Raw genomic sequence first — 17,662 nt, forward strand, 5'->3', positions numbered from 1 at the left:
GACTACTCGTCCTCGATCTGCTCGGCGTACTCGTCCGGACCGAGGAGCTCGTCGAGCTGGGAGGCGTCGTCGGCCTGGATCACGCAGATCCATCCGTCGCCGAAGGCATCCGAGTTGATCGTCTCGGGCGCATCGGTCAGCGCGTCGTTGACCGCGACCACCTTGCCGGAGACCGGGGCGTAAACGTCGGACGCCGCCTTGACCGATTCGACGACGGCGACGCCGTTGCCGGCCTCGACCTGGTCTCCGACATCGGGCAACTCGACGTAAACCAGGTCGCCCAGCGCGTTCTGCGCATGGTCGGAAATGCCGACGGTCACCCGCCCGCCGTCTTCGAGGCGTGCCCACTCGTGCGACTTCAGGAATTTCAGATCACCGGGGATTTCTTTCATGACGCGCTCACTGGCTGGGAAGGGAACGGCTGGCGATTGTATACGAGCAGGGTGCCTGGGCCGCGCGGCTTGAGGAGCCTCTGAATAAGTCCAGTGCCCCGCGTTGCCGCGGTGTGCGTTCGCACCAAGGCGGACGCCGCAGGGCGTGGTGGTGCCACGTTCAAGGTGGCCAACGCAGGTGCGGGCGCACACCGTGGCAACCCTCCGGGCCGGGATTGTGCAGCCATCCGGCTGTGTTGCGCGTCTTGGCCGTGGCACCACCACGCCCTGCGCCGCGCGCCTTGCTGGCCGGCTGCACAACCTCCGGCGCGGGGCGCTGGACTTGTTCAGAGTCTCCTTAAAGCCCCTCGGCCGCCTTGCCTTCGCGGACGAAGGGCGGCTTGAAGACGCGCAGCGGAACCTCACGGCCACGGATGTCGACACGCAGGTCAGCCACTTCGCCGGCGGGGACGCGAACGAAGGCAATCGATTTCGAGGCCGTGGGCGAGAAGGTACCGGACAGCACCTCGCCCTCCCCGGTACTGCACAGCACCCGCTGGCCGTGTCGGAGCACGCCCTTGTCGTCCATCACCGCGCCGATCATCTGGGTCGGCACCCCCGCGGCGCGCTGCGCCTCCAATGCCGGTCGACCGATGAAGTTGCGCTCGCCGTCGAGCGCGACCGTCCAGGCCAGACCGGCCTCGAACGGGGTCACGCGGTCGTCCATGTCCTGACCATACAGATTCATGCCTGCCTCCAGGCGCAGGGTGTCGCGCGCACCCAGTCCCGCCGGCCGCACCCCGGCATCCACGAGGCGCTGCCACCATTCCGCGGCGACCTGCTCGGGCAGGGTGATCTCGAAGCCGTCCTCGCCGGTGTAACCCGTGCGGGCCACGAACAGCTCCCCGCACGAGACCGCGGCGAAGCGCGGCAGGGCCAGCACTGCCTCGCGCCCGGCGGCATCCAGAAGACCGGCGAAACGCTCGCGTGCCCGCGGACCCTGCACCGCGATCATCGCCAGTTCGGGGCGCTCGCGCACCTCGATGCCGAACGGCGGCGCCTGGGTCTCGATCCAGGCGAGGTCCTTGTCGCGGGTGGCCGCATTGACCACGAGCCGGAAGTCGTCCTCATCACGGAAATAGACGATGAGGTCGTCTACCACGCCGCCGGCGGTGTTCAGCATGCAGGTATACAGGGCACGACCCGGCTTCTTCAGCTTGTCCACGTTATTGGCCAACAGGTAGCGCAGGAAGTCCCGGCAGCGCGCGCCCGACAGGTCGACGACGGTCATGTGGGAGACGTCGAACATGCCGGCATCCCGGCGCACGGCATGGTGCTCCTCGATCTGGGATCCGTAGTGGATAGGCATGTCCCAGCCGCCGAAGTCGACCATCTTCGCGCCGAGGGCGCGGTGGGCATCGTTGAGGATCGTCTTGCGGGTCATGCGCGGCTCCCATTGAATCTCGAGGCGCGCATTATGCGGGGCCGCGCAGCAACCGGCGAGGACCGTCCTGGCCTGGCCGGCGCTCGACGGCGCGCCCTCCGGACGGTGGATACACCGGCGGTGTCGCGGTTGGGCCGCCGGCCCGGCCCGGTGGAGCGGCTGGCGGTGACGGCGGCCGCAGGCCATACACAGTCCCTTTGACCCGCAGCTTCATATGGCGACTGGGTTTCAGCCGACCGCGCAGCCGGGTCCACCACTGGAATTGCGGTTAAAAAGCTGTGAAGCTAAGCGGGTCCATTGGGGAGATCCGCTCATGAAAGCACGTTCGTTGTCGACGGCCGTTGCACTCGGCCTGCTCGTGGCCAGCACCGGCGCCTCCGCCCTCGCTCCGACCGAGGCCACGGCGCTGGTGCCCTTCAACTTCTCGAATCCCGGCGCGCGCAGCCTCGGCATGGGTGGCGCCTTCCTCGGCGCGTCCGATGACGCCACGGCCGCCCTGGTCAACCCGGCGGGTCTGACCCGGCTCGGACTCGAGCAGCAGTTCTCGGTCGAGTACCGCAACTACAACCGTGAAGTGCCCTACGCCCAGGAGGGCTTCATCACCACCAACCCGTACGACAACAGCAATGTGCTGTACCGGGACAGCTCGGCGGACGATGACGAGATCTCCTACCTGTCCTGGGTGCTGCCGCGCGACAACTGGGCCTTCGCCCTCTACCGTCACCAGATGGTGAACTTCAACGGTGGACACAGCTCCTCCGCCATTCCGTTCCAGGGCGACCCGCAGGGCACCTTCATTCGCGCGGTGACCAGCCGCACGGATCTCGAGGTGGTCACCTACGGTGCCAGCTTTGCCTGGAACGCCACCGAGACCATCTCGGTCGGTGCCGGCATCAACTGGAACGACTTCGAGATGACCTCGTCGCTCGACCGCTTCGACACCGACGGATCCCTGCGCGTGGCGCAGCGCCAGCGCGGCGACGACGACGACATCGGCTACAACGTCGGCCTCCTGTTCCGCGGCAGCGACAACGTCAGCTTCGGTATCTCATACCGCAGTGCGCCGGAGTTCCGCTACGCCTACACCTCGGACTTCATCGATTTCGACGGCACCACGATTCGGACGGCCGACGCCACGACGCCGTTCAAGTCGCCCGACGTGTTCGGCATCGGCGTCAGCTGGCGGGCCACCGACGCCCTGGTCATCAACCTGGACGTCAACCGCGTCGGCTACTCGAACATCACCGAAGACATCGACGATCCGTTCTTCACCACGCCGGACACCGTGCAGTTCAGCGATCCGCAGCTGCTGCGCTCGATCCGCATCAAGGACAGCATCGAGCCGCGGCTCGGCGTCGAATACGCCTTCGCCACGGCCAACCCGACCTTCATCCGCGGTGGTATCTGGCGCGAGAAGCGCCACACGCTTGAGTTCGATGCCGACCCGGAGGGCCTGAACTTCAGCAGCCCCAACGAAGCGCTGGCCTTCGCCACCCTGTTCGCCGCGGGCGACGACGAGACCCACGTCTCCCTGGGCTTCGGCATGCTGTTCGAAAGCATGCAGATCGACTTCGCCTACGACCGCTCCGATCGCCTGGACACCCTCTCGGTGTCGGGTGTCTATCGCTTCTGATCCTGCAGGGCAGAGTCACGGAAAAGGCGCGCCCCGGCGCGCCTTTTCTTTTCCGGGGACGAACAGGGCTGAGCGCGAAGCAGACGTAACGCAAAACCCGCATGTAGCCAGCTTGCTGGCGATCGGCGCCCTGAATAGGACGATCGCCTGCAAGCTGGCCCCTGCATGCAACGGTGCTGCAAGGCCCTTTGCGCCGCAGATCAGACCTTGCCGCAGTCAGATTGTGGGAGCGCCCTTGGGTGCGACCGCCGCGCTACGGATTCACTACAGACCCCGGCAAGAGTGGATCTCCGCGGTCGCGTCCAAGGGCACTCCCACAGTCGGGTTTCGCTGGGCGTCAGCGAAGCTCCATAGGGTGCGTCTTCGACGCACCGATACGGGCGTTCGGACGGTACGCCCGGTGCGGCCAGCCGCACCCTATGAATGTCTGCTTCGCGGCCGTTTCTCGCCTCGGGGTTCTGGCCATGCTGGTCTGGTGCCAGTTCCAGTGCGGCCTTCCAGTGCGGCCAGCCACTGGCCGAGCATGTTCCTACGGGCGCTGGCTCCGAAGGCACCGATGAGCGTCGACCTCCGACGCGGGCAGGGCCGCGGGCGCGGCGCCCGCGATCGCTAGCGCGTCTGCTGCCAGAAGCGGCGGAAGCGCGGCGAGAACAGCACCTCGTCGGGCTGCAGGCCGGACTCTGCGGCTCGGGCCGCGCGGACTTCCTGCCGGGCGTTGTCGAGACCACCGGCCTCGGCCTGGCCGGCCTGCTCGGCCAGCACGAAGGCCGCTGCGGCGCGGAACAGATGCAGCTGGGCGCGGCTACGCGGGTCGCTGGCGCTGCCGGCATTGGTCCGCAGCAGCTCGGTGTAGTTCCCGGCCAGCCAGGATTCCACCGCACTGCGCAGCACCGCCGGGGCCGGGCTGGCGGTCGGCCTGCTGGGCGCGGCCTGGGCGGGCCGCGCGGGAGCCGGCGCCGGCTCGCTGCGCGTAGCGGTCGCCGTAGTGGAACTGCGGGTGCTGGTCTGCGGCGGCGGCGTGGTCGGCGTCGTGCGGGCCACCGATGGACTCGGTTTCGGGGTCGCGGCTGGTGTCGCAGCCGGCGGCTCGTTGCGTGCCACGCTCGGCGTCGAGGGCGCCGGCTGTGCGGGCGCCGCCGGCTTGGCCTGGGCCAGGCGAGTCTGGCAGGCACCGACGCCGCGCTGGTGCTCGGTGCGCTCTTCGTCAAGCCGTGCCAGCACGCTGACCGTGGGCGCGTGCGACCAGTAGCGCATGGCCGTCTCGCAGTCGCCGCGCCGGTAGGCGGCAAGGCCGGCGTAGTAGTGCGGCACGTAGGGCCGGTAGACCACGCCCTGGAAGCGACGCCTCGCCTCGGGATTGGCGTCCTCTCGGATGGCGGCGGCGAAACGCCGCTCCGCCTCGGCCCAGTCCTCCTGCTTCACCGCTTGCAGGCCGCGGTCGTACTCCCGGATCCAGCTGGCGTCGGCGCTGCCCGCGGCAAACAGCAGGCCCAGCACAAGCGCGGGGCTAATTCGCATAGCCCACCCGCTTCAGATAGTCCTCGGCACTGAGATTGCGGAACCCGGCGCTGACCTGCTGGCTCTGTTTGGCCCGCACGCTGGCCACCTGCACCACCGGGCGCGATTCGCTGGGATGGCGGAAGGTCACCCGATAGGTGCCTTCGGGCACGGTCAGGCGAAGCGGCGTGGCGCGGTCGCTACCAAGGTCCACCGCCTGGCCGCTGCCCTGCTCGACCACCGACTCGACGTTGGCCCAGGGCGTGGCGTTGAGGATCAGCGTGCCGCTGAGCGCGGCCAGGCGCTCACGCTCGGCCGCGACCAGCGCCTTGCTGCGGTCGGCCAGCGCGCTGCGCAACAGCTCGGCCTCGGCGGACTTTTCGCCGAACTGGCCAGCGACCTCGGTGATCACCGGACCCAGCGCATCGATGTCCCGCTGCGAACGGGCGGCCTCGATCACCAGGTTCACCCCGCGCAGGAATTGGTCGCGGAAGGCCAGAACTTCGCTGTCGCGCGGATCGAGGGCAAGCAGCTCCTTGATGGCGAAGCTGATGGCTCTGGCGCTATCGGGATCGAGCTTGCGCTTCGACCACTCGGCGCGCAGGTCGGCCAGCAGCTCTTCGCGCTTGGCTGCCTGCTTCTCGGCGTCGCGGCGCGCACTGATCCGCGAGGCCAGCAGGGCGATCTGGGCGTCGTTCTTGTAGATGGCCTGCGCCTGCTTGAGAAGCTCGAGGGCCTCGGCGGACTTGCCCTCGTCCGCCATCGCCTGGGCCGACTCGCGGCTGAGCTTGGGCAGGTCACCGAGCAGCTGGCTGGCGATCCGGTTGTCGCGATCCTGCTGCAGTACCTCCCGCAGCAGGTCGTAGGCGTTGTTCCTGCTCGGCGGGAAATAGACCCGGCCGGCGATGGCGTCGCGGGCCGCCGCCAGACTGCGCGAGATTGCCGCCTGTCGCTCACCGACCCGCTGCTCGAGCGCCTGCCGCGCACTGGCCGCGGCGCTGTCCTTGGGATCGGCCTTGAGCGCCTGGTCATAGCGGCTGAGTGCCAGGCTGAAGTCACCAGCCTGCTCGGCGCTGCGCGCGGACTTCACCAGCGAATCCGCCGCCTGCGCCTGCAGGGCGAGCGCATCGGCCTGGCGCGGATCGATCTCGAATATGCGCTGCAGGGTCTCGAGGGTGTTGTCGCCGGCCGGTTCGGCGATACGGCCGGCGGCGAGCTGCCGCTTGGCCAGGCTCAGCAGGGAGTCGATGCGCGCCTTCATCTGCTGCGCCCGGGCGGCCTGCTCGAGCTGCGTGTTCAGGGCCAGCCAGGCGCTTTCGCCGCCAATGAAGGGCGCCGCCTGGGTCAGAGTGGCCTGCGCTTCGTCGAGCTTTCCCGCAGCCAGCGACTGCTCGGCGGGACGCAGCGCCTGGGCGACGAGGGCCTGCATGGCCTGCTTGGCCGGAGAGGAGTTGGGATCGATCTCCAGCGCCCGGCGCAGGGCGGCAAGCGCGGTGTCCTTGCCCTCGCCGTAGAGGCGGCCCGCCCGCTGTGCCTCCGCGGCCGTCGCGATCCACTGGGCGACCTCGGCCTCCAGCTCGGCGGAGCGCTTGGCCTGGCTGATGCGCTCGGCGAGGGCGGTGCTGTCGGCATTCTCCGGAAGCACGGCGAGCGACTCCTGTACCCGACGCTCGGCCTCGTCGAACTGCCCCGCCTGAAGCGCCGTCTGGGCCTGCTCGCGAAGCAGGCTGGCGATGCGCGCAAGACGCTCTTCCGCCGGGCCATAGCGCTCGACGCTGCGCGCGGTAACCTGATTGATCTGCTGCAGCCGCTCGAAGGCGTTGTCGCCCAGCGGCGAGATCAGCTTGCCCTCGGCGATCAGCTTGTCGACCGCGTCGAGATCGCGACGGATGATCATCTCCATCGCCGGATCGAGCTGCTGGCCGGCGTCGTCGCCGCCACCGAACAGGGCCCAGCCGATACCGAGCGCCAGAACCAGCGCACCGGCCGCCGCGGCGGGGATCAGCCAGGGCGGCCGCCCGCCCTCGCCTGCTTCCTCGCGGTCGCCGAGCCGCACGCCGGGCCCGCTGCCGGTGGGACGCTTCTTTGGCGGGGCCGGCGCGGCCCGATGCTGTCCGCTGCTGCGCGGCTGCGGAGAAATGCCCGAGCCGGTGTGGATCTGGCTCTCGGAGAAACCCAGTGCGCGGAGCTGCTCGGAGGCGCTCTGGTTGGGATCGATATGCAGCTTCTGCAGCAGCGACTCGCTGCCGGTGAGCAGCCGCTTGAGCTCGGTGACGAAGATCTTGAGGTCGGGATAGCGCTGCTCGCGATCCTTGGCCAGCATGCGATCCATCAGCGGCTGGAAGAAGGCGAACTGCGGCGGCAGCGGCGGCGGCGGCGTATTGAGGTGGGCGAGGACCACCTGGATCGGTGTCGAGCCCTCGAAGGGCGCACTGCCGGTCAGCATCTCGAAGAACAGCACGCCGAGGGCGTACTGGTCGGAGCGCCCGTCGAGTTCGCTGCCGGTCGCCTGCTCGGGGCTCATGTATGTCGGCGTGCCGATCATCATCCCGGTCTGGGTCAACCGGGTCGCGCCCTCGCTCTTCTGCGCCTTGGCGATGCCGAAGTCGGTGAGCACCGGCGTCACCGCGTCGCGGAACATGATGTTCGACGGCTTCAGGTCGCGGTGGACGATGTTGTTGTCGTGGGCGTACTGCAGGGCGCCGGCGATCTGCACAACGACCGAGATCGCCTCGGCCAGGGTCAGGCCCTCGCGCATGCGGTCCGAGAGCATGCCGCCCTCGAGGAACTCCATCGCGATGTAATTGATCGACTCGTTCTGGACGATGTCGTAGACGCCGACGATGTTCGGATGCGGCAGCCGCGCCATGGTGCGGCCTTCCATCAGGAAGCGCTTCTCGACGTTCTCGTCGGTCAGGCCGCGGCGCATGATCTTGATCGCGACCTTGCGTTCGAGCGATCGCTGCACGGCCAGGAACACCGTCGCCATGCCCCCCGCGCCCAGCTCGCGGACCAGCTCGTAGCCTGGTATTTCGAATGCCGGTGAGGACATGGAGGGGTCCGCGGGTATCGCCTCAGATCATAGCATCGGGGGAAGCGGCCCCGGCCACACCTTACGTGCTGGAAGGGCCGGCCGGATGCGCCCTGCGACCTTTTGCCGGCCAGGCGCATCCTAGTCAACGTGAGCCACCCGACTGCCTTCGCCATCGAGCTTCCCGACCTGCTGGTCGCCCGCGCCCGCCGCGGCGACGTTCAGGCCTTCGAGGAGCTGTACCGGACCTTTGCCAGGCCGGTGCATGCCCTGGCCTGGCGGCTGCTGCAGGACGCCGACGAAGCCGCCGACGTGCTCCACGACGTGATGCTCAAGGTGCATCACGGGCTGCCGGGGTTCCGCGGCGAGGCCCCGATCTGGGCATGGATCCGGCAGATCGCCAGCAACGAGGCGCTGATGCGACTTCGTCGGCGCTCGCGGCTGGAGTATCTGCCCGGGGACGAACTGCCCGAGCCCGAGGACGATGGGACCCACTGGCCACTGCAGGCGGCCGAGCAGGCTCTGCTGGGCGAGGCACTGGCCCAGCTGCCCGCGGTCACCCGCGCAGTGATCTGGCTGTACCACGGCGAGGGCCTGACCCACGAGGAGATCGGCAGCGCCATGGGCCGCAGCCGCAGCTTCTCGAAATCGCAGCTGATGCGAGGTGTAAACCGGCTGCGCCAGATGCTGCGCATCGACAAGGAGGAACCCAGTCATGCCTGAACCGACCCGACTGCTGGGCGAGGCGCTGCGCGACCTGCCGACGCCTCCGCCGCCCGAGGACGGCTGGCAGCGCCTGCACGCCGCCCTGCCAGAAGCACGGCCGCACCGCCGCCATCACTGGCTGGCCGCCGCAGCCGTTCTTCTGGCCGCGGCGCTGGGCAGCCTGCTGCTGCCGGCGCCGCCGCCGTCTGTGGTCACCGGCGGGCCGCCGCCGACCGAAGGCGATACCACCCCGGCCAGCCTCGCGGCCCTGCGTGCCGAATCGGCGCGTTGGGAGGGGCTGCTGGCCGGACTCGCTACCCCCGTGGACAGCGCCGCCAGCGCGGTGGTCGAAGGCGCGATCAACGATCGCATCGCGCTGATCGACCTGCTGCTCGGCGACGCCGCTGCCGACTCCGCGCGCCATGCGCTGTGGAGCGAGCGCGTGCTGCTGCTGCGTGACCTCTACCGGCTGCGTCAGGAGCCGGCCCCGCGCCTCGCCGGCGCCGATCGCCACAGCACCGCCGCCTACCGGATGCTCTGAGGCGCCAGGGCGCCCTGCTTAACCAGGAGATCAACATGACTACCCGACCCACCCGACCGACCCTGCTGAGCCTGGCGCTGGCCGGCCTGCTTGCTTCGCCCGCCGTGTCCGCCCAGTCGGCCGGCCCTGATGCCGCCCGCGCCGAGCGCGAGAGCCGACGCGCCGAGGCCGCCGCCGAGCGCGATGCGCATCGCGCCATTCACGCCGCCGATCGGGAACGGGCCGCCACCGATCGCGAACGCGCCCGGGCCGAGCTGCAGGCCTCGCAGCGCGAGCTAGCCGAGGTCGCGGCGCGGGTGGCGCGGCTAAGTGCGCAGGCGGCCGGCGAGGACATGCGACGGGCACTGCGCGAGGGGGCCCTGACCCGCCCGGTGATCGGCGTTGTGCTGGAGCCGGACGATGGCCCCGGCATCGCGATTGCCGCGGTCTCCCCGCGCAGCCCTGCCCGGGAGGCGGGACTGCGGGCGGGCGACCGGCTGGTTGCGGTCGACGGCACCGTGCTCGCGGGCAGCTCCCCCGAGGCCCGCCTGGAGCAGGCCACCGAGCTGCTGCGCAGCAAGCAGGCCGGTCATCCGGTGGACCTGGAGGTCGAGCGCGGAGGCGCCCGCCTCCGGATGGCGGTCAGCCCGCGCGCCCTGCCCGTCCTCGCCGCCCTGCCCACCGAAGGCGAGCTCAGTGAGCAGCTGGCCCGGGAGCTGACTCGCGCCGCCCTGCCCATGGCGCGTTTCCATATCGGTGACCATGGCCCACTGGCGCTCTGCCCCGAGGGCGAGGAGTGCCTGGCCGGGGCGCTGCTGGAAAGCGGGCGCTGGAACGGCCTGCGCCTGTTTCCGCTGAACGCCGAGCTGGGCCGCTACTTCAACAGCGAGCGTGGCGTGCTGGTGCTGGAATCGGGCAAGGGCCATCCGCTGCGACCGGGCGACGTGCTGCTTTCGGTCGAAGGCCAGCCGGTGGACTCTCCGGCAGAGGCAATGCGCCGTCTGCGCGGCGGCGAGGGTGACAGCCGCTCGCTGCGCCTGCGGCGCGGCGGACGCGAAGAGGCATTGCAGATCGATGCCCTCCAGCTCGACCTGCTGCCGCCACTGCCGCCGATCGCCCCGCTGCCGCCCATGCCTCCGCTGCCCCCGCCTCCGCCGGCGGCGGGGGAGGACGCCGCCGGACCGGCACCGGCCGCGCCGCCCGCAGCGCCGGCCGGCGCCGCGGCAAAGGCCCCGAGCGTGCTGGGCAGGGTGCTCTCCCGCTAACTAGCTCGGAGCGATGCACTCCGGGCGCCGGGCATGGCGCGCCGGACGCCTCGGGTTAGGATGGGCGCGCGCTGCCTCCGGCGCCCAACCCACATCACGGCATGGAAAAGCTGTTGTTGCTCGCGCTCCTGCTGGGAGCGCTGGTCCTGTTCGCATCGGAGAAGGTGCGCGCCGACCTCGTCGCGCTGGGGCTGCTGCTGGCCCTGATGCTGACCGGCATCGTCAATACCACGGAAGGCTTCTCGGGTTTTGCCAGTCCGGCGGTGATCACCGTGGTCTGCATGTTCATCCTCTCCGGCGGCCTGGTGCGCACCGGCGTGGCCGACGAGATGGCCGGCTGGGTGATTGCCAGCGGCGTGCGCGGCACGCTGGGGCTGACCGCCATCGTCATGCTGCTGGTCGGCACCATGTCGAGCTTCATGAACAATATCGCCGCGGTCACCATCCTGATGCCGACGATCTTCGCGATCGCGCAGCGCACCGGGGTGCCGGTGACCAAACTGCTGATCCCGCTGTCCTTCGGATCGCTGCTGGGTGGCCTGTCGACCCTGGTCGGCACGCCGCCCAACCTGCTCGCCTCGGAGGCACTGATGCGGGCGGGCTATCAGCCTTTCAGGATGTTCGATTTCCTGCCCACCGGGCTCGCCGTGTTCCTCTGCGGCTTCATCTATTTCCTGGTCATCGGATCGCGACTGGTACCGGTGCGCACGCCAGCCGGGAACCCGGACGACTCGGCCGGCATGCGCCACTACGTCACCGAGGCCATCGTTCCACGCGGCTCGGCGCTGGTCGGCCGCTCGCAGGAGCAGGCCCGGCTGCGCGAGACCCTGGGCGTCGCCGTGCTGCGCATCCATCGTCAGTACGACGCCACACGCAACGAATCTCCGACTGACCGCCCCTGGCTGCGCTATGGCCGTTATGGCCGTGATGAAGGCGACGGCAGCTACTCCTTCCTGCCCTGGCCCGAGGCTGTCTTCCTCGAGGGCGACCACCTGCAGCTGGAGGGCGATCCCTCTGCCCTGCTGCAGAAGCAGGGGCGCGGCCTGCTGGAGATCCCCGAGGCCGAGGGGCAGCGGGACGAACGCCAGCTGATCGGCGAGGTGGCGCTGTCTCCGGGCTCGCGCTCGCTTGGGATCAGCGTGGCCGAAGCCGACTTCCCGGCGCGCTACGGCGTTACCGTGCTCGGCCTGCGGCGCAATGGTCGGCAGGAGGACGAGCGGATCAACCAGCTGCGTCTGGAGACCGGCGATGTGCTGCTGGTTCGCGGGCCATCCAGCGCGCTGGCCGAGCTGGGCCACAATCCCGACTTCCTCGTCGTCAACCGGCTGGACCGCAGCCCGCGCGACCACCGCCGGCGCTGGGCGGCGATCGCCATCATGGCCGCCACCGTGCTGGCCGCCGCCAGCGGCGTCGTGCATATCTCGGTGGCCGCGCTGGCCGGCGTGCTGGCCATGGTCGGCAGCGGCTGCATGCCGATGCGCGACATGTACGCCCAGGTCGACTGGCGCGTGATCTTCATGATCGCCGCCCTGATGCCGCTGTCGGTGGCGATGGACGCCGAACATACCGGCGCCGCGCAGTGGATCGCCGAAGCGCTGGTCTCGCTGGCCGGCAGTGGCAGCGCCTACATCGCGATGCTGATGGTGATCGCCTTGACCATCGCCCTGACCCAGGTGATGTCCAATGCCGCCTGCGTGGTGCTGGTCGCACCGATCGCGATCCAGATGGCCGAAGGCCTCGGCGTGGCGCCGCAGGGCTTCGCCATGGCGGTGGCAATCGCCGCCTCGACCGCCTTCATCACCCCGGTCGGCCACCAGGCCAACATGCTGGTGTATGGCGTCGGAAACTACCGGTTCAATGATTTCGTCAAGGTCGGCGGTCCGCTCAGCCTGCTGGTCCTGATCACCACCCTGCTGGTGGTGCCGTGGGTGTGGCCGATGCGCTGAGCCCGGGTGACGCGGCCCCGCTCAGCCAGCGCCGCGTCCAGCCGCAACGAGGCTCGCTTTCGCGGACCTCGGGCAGCGATCCGCGCCCGGCGCGGAAGCTGAGCAGCCGGCGGCCAACGGCCTCCCGCCGCGGTGCGGTCTGCATCGGAGCAAGTCCGGCGCACAGCACTTCCCAGGCCAGCCAGTCGGTCTCCGGCACTGCATACAGCTCCACCGGAACCCCATGACGAGTGACCAGGCGCAGCCTGTCGCCGACATGCTCGACGCCATCGACCAGCAGCGCCGCGAGGATCTGCAGCGGCGCCGAGTCGTCGCCGCCACTGATACCCAGCGGGCCGCAGGCGCACAGGGCGCTGAGCCGGCAGCCGCCTGTCGCGACCGCCAGCGGGTATCCGGGGAGCCGAACCGCCGACATGACCGAGGGAGGATCTACTTGGTCAGGATCAGCTTGTCGTTGCGCGTATGGCGCAGGCGATAGACCTGCTCGCCATGGCGGATGACCACCTCGCGCTGGCCCTGCAGCAGCTGGCTGCTGGACAGCTCCGGCTCGGCGGCGGGCAGGCGCGTCATGGGGCGGGCCAAGGACAGGATCGGCTGGGCGGTGCGGACGGCGGACATGGCAACCTCCTCGGTGTAATACGAACGATTCGCATTTAACACCGGCCGGATGCCAAGCGCAACCGCCCGTCGGAGCGGGCATTCTCCGCCGCGGCTAGCCTCGATCCAGCGACTGCAGTCGCTCGAATCCCTCGTCGCCAAGGCTCTCGCAGAGGCTCAGGGCGTGGAGGTTGTGCTCCAGCTGAGCCACGGTGCGCGCACCGAGGATCACGCTGCTGACCTGCGGATGCTTCAGGCACCAGGCGATGGCCAGCTGGGCCGGCGACTCGCCGATCTGCGCGGCGAGCTCGACGAAGCGCCGGACCTGGGCCTCGCGGGCGTCGCGATCGTCGCCGTAGACCACCCGCTGCAGCCAGGCGAACTCGGGGTCGCCCAGCCGGGTGTGCTCGGGCGTGCCCTCGAGATACTTCCCGCTGAGCAGGCCCGATGCCAGCGGCGAGAAAGTGGTCAGGCCGATGCCGTACTCCGCGTACAGGCCGGCGTACTCCAGCTCGACGCGCCGGCGGTGGAGCAGGTTGTACTGCGGCTGCTCGACGCTCGGCCCGACCAGGCCCTGCTTGCGGGCCAGCCGGCAGGCGCTCTCGATCAGCTCGGCCGGCCACTCCGAGGTCCCCCAGTACAGCACCTTGCCCTGGCGGATCAGCGCGTCCATGGTCAGCACGATCTCCTCGACCGGCACGTCGGGATCCGGCCGATGGCAGAAATAGAGGTCGAGGTAGTCGACCCGCAGCCGCCGCAGCGCGCCCTCGCAGGCGTCGATCAGATGCTTGCGCGACAGGCCTCGCTGGGTCGGGCGCGGTTCCTCGGCGCTGCCGAAGAACACCTTGCTCGACACGCAGAATCCGTCCCTTGGCAGGCGCAGGTCGGCGATGACATCCCCCATGATCCGCTCCGACTCCCCGCGGGCATAGCTCTCGGCGTTGTCGAAGAAGTTCACCCCTTCGTCCCAGGCGCGGGCGACCAGCTCGCGCGCCTCGCCGCGCCCGAGCTGGCTGCCGAAAGTGACCCAGGAGCCCAGCGACAGGGCGGACAGCTTGAGTCCGCTGCGGCCCATCCGACGGTATTGCATGGTTTCGTCCCGACTACGGTGAGGAGGCCGACGAGTCTAGCGGCTGGCGCGTTTTGCTAGACTCACGCCGCTTCCAACGGGGAGTAGACCCGCCTGCCACGGCAGGCGCGCACGGGTCGACACGCTGGGCCTGCAGGCCCCGGCACGTGCGGTCGCGATGGCGATGGACGAGACCGCTGGCAGCCTGTCGCGCCCGGCCGGGTGGTGGCAGGTTGTCCGCGCCCTGCCCACCCGGCCGTCGTCCTGGATGTCGCCCTTGGAAGCCTTCCTCGTCTCCACCCTGGCCGTTGCCGTTGCCGAGATCGGCGACAAGACCCAGCTCCTGGCTTTGTTGCTCGCCGCACGCTACCGGCGCTTCTGGCCGCTGGCCGCCGGCATCCTTGTGGCCACCGTGCTGAACCATGCCGCCGCGGGCTGGCTCGGCCACTGGCTGGCCGGCCTGGTTCCCGAAGCGGTCCTGCGCTGGTGCCTGGCGGCGAGCCTGCTGGCCGTGGCCGTGTGGACGCTCAGGCCCGACGCCGCCCCCGATAGCGATGAGCTGCCCTCGGGTCGCAGCGCCTTCTTTGCCACCACGCTGGCCTTCTTCCTGGCCGAGATGGGCGACAAGACCCAGATCGCCACCGTCCTGCTCGCCGCCCGCTTCGATGCCCTGTTCGCGGTGGTCATCGGCACCACGTTTGGCATGCTGCTCGCCAACCTGCCGGTGGTCTGGCTCGGCCAGCGCTTCGCCGCGCGCCTTCCGCTGCGCGCGGCGCGGCTCGCCGCAGCGGGCCTGTTCGCCCTGCTCGCCCTGTGGATCGTGCTTGAGCACGCAACGATTGGTTAGCATCGGGCCCTGTCGAAGGAATCCCCTGCATGAACAAGCCCGCGTTGATCACCCTGTCCCTGCTTGCGGCCGCCACGCTGCTGGCCTGCGGATGGTGGATCGGCCAGCAGCAGTTGCCGGCTGCCGCCGCGGTCGACTCGGGCATCGAGCGCGCCGCGCCCGGCGGCGAGGCACAGCGCCCCGATGACATCGCCCTCGACGCCGGCATCGAGACGCTTGCCGGCGCCGAGGCCGAGGCGTCGTCCGCTGACCGGCCCGCGCCGGAACCCCTGCCGCCCCTTGACGCGCCGGTGGACAGCGTTTTCGACGCACTGGCCGGGCGCGCCGGCCGCGGCGACGCCCGAGCCGCCTGTCGCCTCGCCATGGAGCTGCAGCGCTGCCGCATGGCCGGCTTCATGGGACGCGGCTCGGGCCGTCTGGAGAGCATGGCGGCCCGCGAGGAGGACCCCGGCCGCCGTGAATCGATGATCAACGAGCTGGCGCGTATGGAGTCGGAGCAGTCGCGCAGTGAACGTATATGTTCAGGCCTCGACAGCAGCCAGCTGGACCAGGCCTTCGCCTTCCAGCAGCAGGCCGCACGATCGATGCCCGAGCTGCGCACCTGGGCGGCGACCCAGCCGGCGCTCGACTTCATGAACTTCGTCAACGAGCTGGACGCCTGGCAGCAGTACCGCAGCACCGCCCTGCCCTGGCTCGAGGCCGCCGCTGCCCAGGGCGACCTCGCCGCGATCGCCGCGCTGGCCCGGGTCCACAGCCCGCGCGAACCGCGGCGCCTGGGCTTTCCACCGATCTCGCAGCCTGACGACGAACGCTTTCTGCTGTATGCCGGCCTGCTCGAGCGAAGCGGGATCAGCTTCGGACCGATGCAGGAGGGCCTGGCTCGCGTGCGCAACGAGCTTGAGCCGGCCCGACTGGCGCGCATCCAGGACGAAACCGACCGCATCGCCAGCCGCCTGCCGCCAGCACCACCGGGACCGGGCCCCGGCCTGAGCCGGATCTGGAGCGGCGGCAGCCCCGACCCGGCCAGCTGCGAATGAGCGAGTCCGGCCCCGATCGCCCGCGCCCCGCCCCGGGAAAGTCCCGCGACCCGCTGCTCTACGCCGCACCGGCCCTGATCCTCGCCGCCCTGCTCGTGCTGGGGCTGATCGCCTGGCTGGCAAGTCCGGAGGACAGTCCGTCTGGCGACAATCCCGCGCCCGCCGAAACCGGACCCGGGGACGCCGGGACCGGGAAATCCCCATAGCCGGCAGAGCCAGCGCCGCTAGGCGCCACGCGCCCCCGCCGGTACCATCCCCGCACCATTTCGCCATCCCCGGCCCGCGCCGCGGCTGGCCTCGCTCACCGGGGCTTCGATGTCTGCCATTCTTTTCGGCCTGTTCGGCCTTGCCTGCCTGCTGGGGATCACCTGGCTGTTCTCGCGCAATCGCGCGGCCATCGACTGGAAGCTGGTCGCCACCGGCCTCGGACTGCAGCTGCTGTTCGCCCTCTTCGTGCTGCTCACGCCCTGGGGCGCGATGCTGTTCGGCGCGCTGAGCCAGGGCTTCGTCACCGTGCTCGGCTTCACCGCCCAGGGTTCGCAGTTCATCTTTGGCGACTTCGCCCGGGTCGACAAGTTCGGTTTCGTGGTGGCTTTCCAGGTCCTGCCGACGATCATCTTCTTCGCTTCGCTGATGTCGGTGCTCTACCACCTCGGCATCATGCAGGCCGTGGTCAAGGGCATGGCCTGGGTCATCACCAAGGTGATGCGCGTCTCCGGCGCCGAAACCCTCTCGGTCTGCGCCAATGCCTTCATCGGCCAGACCGAGGCGCCGCTGGTGGTCAAGCCCTACGTGTCGAAGATGACCCCGTCCGAGCTGCTGACCCTGATGGTCGGCGGCATGGCGACCATCGCCGGCGGCGTGCTCGGCGCCTACGTGTTGATGCTCGGCGGCAGCGATCCGGTCGAACAGGCCGAGTTCGCCAAGCACCTGATCACCGCCTCGATCATGGCCGCGCCGGCGACGCTGGTGATTGCCAAGATGCTGGTGCCGGAAACCGGCACCCCGTTGACCATGGGCGAGGTGCGCATCGAGGTCGAGAAGACCACGGTGAACGTGATCGATGCCGCGGCCGCCGGCGCCGCCGACGGCCTGCGCCTGGCGCTGAACGTCGGCGCCATGCTGCTCGCCTTCATCGCCCTGATCGCCCTGCTCAACGCGCCGCTGACCTGGTTCGGCGAGGTTACCGGCCTTGCCGCCTGGCTCGGCCGGCCGACCGACCTCGCCGGCCTGCTCGGCCTGCTGCTGGCCCCGGTCGCCTGGATCATCGGCGTGCCCTGGGCCGATGCGCCGACCGTCGGCGGCCTGATCGGCACCAAGGTCGTGCTCAACGAGTTCGTCGCCTATCTGTCGCTCGGCGACATCGTGCAAGGCAAGGTCGAGGGCGTGCAGCTGTCCGAGCAGTCGGTGCTGATCGCCACCTACGCGCTATGTGGCTTCGCCAACTTCAGTTCGATCGCCATCCAGCTCGGCGGCATCGGCGGGCTGGCGCCGGAACGCCGCTCCGACCTCGCCCGCTTCGGCCTGCTGGCGGTGTTCGGCGGCTCGGTCGCCACCCTGATGACCGCCACGATCGCCGGCGTCATCACCCAGCTGTAGAGCAGGACAAGCGCCCGCCGCTTGACGCGGGCGTTCTCCGCCGCCACAACACGGCATACCGGAAGGCCGCCGTCGCCGGCGACCCTCTGCCCTGCCCCATG

General features: G+C 69.9%; 16 protein-coding genes. 9 read left to right on the plus strand and 7 right to left on the minus strand.

Translation table 11 applies throughout. The features are described from left to right. Positions 1-2 precede the first annotated feature (2 nt). A complete protein-coding gene (gene gcvH, locus M0G41_RS00570; RefSeq protein WP_248204150.1) occupies positions 3-392 on the minus strand; it encodes a glycine cleavage system protein GcvH in 390 nt (129 codons plus the stop codon). A gap of 337 nt (positions 393-729) precedes the next feature. Next, the gene (gene gcvT, locus M0G41_RS00575) at positions 730-1,815 is read right to left on the minus strand and encodes a glycine cleavage system aminomethyltransferase GcvT (protein WP_248204153.1); all 1,086 of its coding nucleotides are present in this window, start codon (positions 1,813-1,815) and stop codon (positions 730-732) included. Positions 1,816-2,128: 313 nt separating this feature from the next. Here gcvT and M0G41_RS00580 point away from each other — a divergent pair, with 313 nt between their 5' ends. Then, positions 2,129-3,448 carry an OmpP1/FadL family transporter gene (locus M0G41_RS00580; protein ID WP_248204156.1) on the plus strand — a complete coding sequence of 440 codons (1,320 nt, stop codon included), beginning with the start codon at positions 2,129-2,131 and terminating at the stop codon, positions 3,446-3,448. Positions 3,449-4,057: 609 nt separating this feature from the next. Here M0G41_RS00580 and M0G41_RS00585 read toward each other — a convergent pair. Both M0G41_RS00585 and M0G41_RS00590 read right to left on the minus strand, forming a co-directional pair. Further along, positions 4,058-4,966, minus strand: a complete 909-nt coding sequence (locus M0G41_RS00585; protein ID WP_248204158.1) for a hypothetical protein — start codon at positions 4,964-4,966, stop codon at positions 4,058-4,060. Next, positions 4,956-7,997, minus strand: a complete 3,042-nt coding sequence (locus M0G41_RS00590; RefSeq protein ID WP_248204159.1) for a serine/threonine protein kinase — start codon at positions 7,995-7,997, stop codon at positions 4,956-4,958. The genes M0G41_RS00585 and M0G41_RS00590 overlap by 11 nt, the downstream gene beginning before the upstream one ends. Before the next feature lie 129 nt (positions 7,998-8,126). Between M0G41_RS00590 and M0G41_RS00595 the strand changes: the two genes are divergently transcribed. The 4 genes from M0G41_RS00595 to M0G41_RS00610 all read left to right on the plus strand — a co-directional run bounded on the left by M0G41_RS00595 (position 8,127) and on the right by M0G41_RS00610 (position 12,412). Then, on the plus strand, positions 8,127-8,699 hold the full coding sequence (locus M0G41_RS00595; protein WP_248204160.1) for an RNA polymerase sigma factor: 573 nt from the start codon (positions 8,127-8,129) through the stop codon (positions 8,697-8,699). Continuing rightward, entirely contained in the window at positions 8,692-9,222 is a 531-nt protein-coding gene (locus M0G41_RS00600) for a hypothetical protein (protein WP_248204162.1), read from the plus strand. Before M0G41_RS00595 ends, M0G41_RS00600 begins: the two co-directional genes overlap by 8 nt. 35 nt (positions 9,223-9,257) lie before the next feature. After that, positions 9,258-10,466, plus strand: a complete 1,209-nt coding sequence (locus M0G41_RS18555) for a PDZ domain-containing protein (RefSeq protein WP_282452564.1) — start codon at positions 9,258-9,260, stop codon at positions 10,464-10,466. A 113-nt stretch (positions 10,467-10,579) separates the two neighbouring features. Then, a complete protein-coding gene (locus M0G41_RS00610) occupies positions 10,580-12,412 on the plus strand; it encodes an SLC13 family permease (RefSeq protein ID WP_248204164.1) in 1,833 nt (610 codons plus the stop codon). On the opposite strand, the gene M0G41_RS00615 is transcribed toward M0G41_RS00610, so the two are convergent. The 3 genes from M0G41_RS00615 to M0G41_RS00625 form a co-directional block, all read right to left on the minus strand. After that, positions 12,369-12,827, minus strand: coding sequence for a hypothetical protein (locus M0G41_RS00615; protein WP_248204166.1), 459 nt, complete (start codon positions 12,825-12,827; stop codon positions 12,369-12,371). The two genes, M0G41_RS00610 and M0G41_RS00615, sit on opposite strands and share 44 nt — an antisense overlap. A 14-nt stretch (positions 12,828-12,841) precedes the next feature. Further along, on the minus strand, positions 12,842-13,030 hold the full coding sequence (gene hemP / locus M0G41_RS00620) for a hemin uptake protein HemP (RefSeq protein ID WP_425511216.1): 189 nt from the start codon (positions 13,028-13,030) through the stop codon (positions 12,842-12,844). Positions 13,031-13,124: 94 nt separating this feature from the next. Further along, entirely contained in the window at positions 13,125-14,099 is a 975-nt protein-coding gene (locus M0G41_RS00625; protein ID WP_248204167.1) for an aldo/keto reductase, read from the minus strand. Between the two features lie 163 nt (positions 14,100-14,262). On the opposite strand from M0G41_RS00625, the gene M0G41_RS00630 reads away from it, so the two are divergent. From M0G41_RS00630 to M0G41_RS00645, 4 genes are all read left to right on the plus strand, one after another. After that, positions 14,263-14,925, plus strand: coding sequence for a TMEM165/GDT1 family protein (locus M0G41_RS00630; protein ID WP_248204169.1), 663 nt, complete (start codon positions 14,263-14,265; stop codon positions 14,923-14,925). A 29-nt stretch (positions 14,926-14,954) separates the two neighbouring features. Next, positions 14,955-15,962 (plus strand): hypothetical protein, encoded by a 1,008-nt coding sequence (locus M0G41_RS00635; protein WP_248204171.1) that lies wholly within the window; start codon positions 14,955-14,957, stop codon positions 15,960-15,962. Next, positions 15,959-16,168 (plus strand): hypothetical protein, encoded by a 210-nt coding sequence (locus tag M0G41_RS00640; RefSeq protein ID WP_248204173.1) that lies wholly within the window; start codon positions 15,959-15,961, stop codon positions 16,166-16,168. Before M0G41_RS00635 ends, M0G41_RS00640 begins: the two co-directional genes overlap by 4 nt. A gap of 109 nt (positions 16,169-16,277) precedes the next feature. Next, positions 16,278-17,561 (plus strand): NupC/NupG family nucleoside CNT transporter, encoded by a 1,284-nt coding sequence (locus tag M0G41_RS00645; RefSeq protein WP_248204176.1) that lies wholly within the window; start codon positions 16,278-16,280, stop codon positions 17,559-17,561. The last annotated feature ends 101 nt before the right edge of the window (positions 17,562-17,662 follow it).

The sequence above is a fragment of the Pseudomarimonas salicorniae genome, from assembly GCF_023156535.1.
In the GTDB taxonomy this organism is placed as follows: domain Bacteria; phylum Pseudomonadota; class Gammaproteobacteria; order Xanthomonadales; family Xanthomonadaceae; genus Pseudomarimonas; species Pseudomarimonas salicorniae.